At 53.7% G+C, this 654-nt stretch carries 1 protein-coding gene; it reads left to right on the top strand.

The window, feature by feature from the left end; genetic code table 11:
• Window positions 1-72 precede the first annotated feature (72 nt).
• Entirely contained in the window at window positions 73-480 is a 408-nt protein-coding gene (gene atpC / locus AC0QH1_RS00715; protein ID WP_324628806.1) for an ATP synthase F1 subunit epsilon, read from the top strand.
• Window positions 481-654 lie beyond the last annotated feature (174 nt).

Genomic DNA, 654 nt, shown 5'->3' with positions numbered 1-654 from the left:
GGCTAAAGCCGCACGTTCGTTTTTCCTCCCCCGGCTAAAGCACGGGGGTTTCCAAACGTATCGGAGGTTATCATGACATTAACAGTTCGCGTGATTTCACCAGACAAAACCGTCTGGGATTCTCAGGCTGAGGAAGTGATTCTGCCGAGTACCACAGGACAACTGGGGATTCTCAGCGAACACGCTCCTTTGTTAACCGCCCTTGATGTCGGCGTGATGCGGGTGCGCGCTGAAAAAGACTGGGTGGCGATCGCCCTGATGGGTGGGTTTGCAGAAGTGGAACAAAACGAAGTCACCATCTTGGTTAATGGTGCGGAACGCGGCGAAGCGATCGACCTCGAAAGCGCTCGTCAAGCGTATTCAGATGCCGAAACTCGGCTGAATAACGCCCTCAACGGCACCCGTCAAGAGCAAATTCAGGCCAAGCAAGCCCTCAAGCGCGCTAGAGCGCGGATGCAAGCCGCCGGCGGTATGGCTTAAATTGTTTGCAATTTCAACGCTTCCATCGAAGCGAGACGCCTGTAATTTGCATCAATTGTCAACTTCTGCGGGCTGAAGTCACGCAGCTTGGAGGGCTCAACCTCTAACTAAGAGTTGGCGCTTACCAGAGCCAAAAACGATAACACCTCCGGGTATTTCCCTAGCCCGGACTAT

It is taken from the genome of Phormidium sp. CCY1219 (assembly GCF_055795085.1).
This window is presented reverse-complemented; position numbering and strand designations above follow the sequence as displayed.

What these genes read in the sequence shown, in the direction of transcription:
- atpC (WP_324628806.1), top strand. Translation starts at nt 73, where the DNA reads ATGACATTAACAGTTCGCGTGATTTCACCAGACAAAACCGTCTGGGAT.